The following is a 594-nucleotide window of genomic DNA, read 5'->3' as shown; positions in this document are numbered from 1 at the left end:
CCATAAAAAAGTGGTGCCGGCAAGAGGACTTGAACCCCCAACCTACTGATTACAAGTCAGTTGCTCTACCAGTTGAGCTACACCGGCTTTATCTTATCCTAACATTATGTAAGAATAAAATATGATGGAGGATGACGGGCTCGAACCGCCGACCCTCTGCTTGTAAGGCAGATGCTCTCCCAGCTGAGCTAATCCTCCACTATGTAGGAATCTCTCGATCCGACAAAGATTATTATATACAGGTTTTACTTATTTGTAAAGGCTATATTAAAAAAATATTTCATTTTAATCACCTATTTTTTTAACAAATGATAGTCTCAGTCTAGTCACTCCATTCTATATTCTCTTTCCTTTGACGGTATAGTCATCTGTATCTATTAAAATAATAAGATTTAGTTATACACCTCTATGAATTTGCAATCTACTACTCTATCTCTTTATTTCTTTTTCAGTGATCCTCTAGATTTTATTCCTTAAAACACAAAAAAGACCAGTTCCGTCTGGAACTGATCCTTATAAAAGCTTGGCGGCGTCCTACTCTCACAGGGGGAAACCCCCAACTACCATCGGCGCTGAAGAGCTTAACTTCCGTGT

Annotated in this window: 2 tRNA genes and 1 rRNA gene; all 3 read right to left on the bottom strand. The window is 38.7% G+C overall.

The features are described from left to right. Positions 1-11 precede the first annotated feature (11 nt). Positions 12-87 (bottom strand) — tRNA-Thr (locus tag LC033_RS16685). 38 nt (positions 88-125) lie between these two features. Then, positions 126-198: transfer RNA gene (locus tag LC033_RS16680), tRNA-Val, on the bottom strand. A 323-nt stretch (positions 199-521) separates the two neighbouring features. Continuing rightward, positions 522-594 (bottom strand): 5S ribosomal RNA (gene rrf, locus LC033_RS17560); the annotation flags it as partial.

The sequence above is a fragment of the Bacillus stratosphericus genome, from assembly GCF_020524495.1.
Taxonomy (GTDB): domain Bacteria; phylum Bacillota; class Bacilli; order Bacillales; family Bacillaceae; genus Bacillus; species Bacillus stratosphericus_B.
This window is presented reverse-complemented; position numbering and strand designations above follow the sequence as displayed.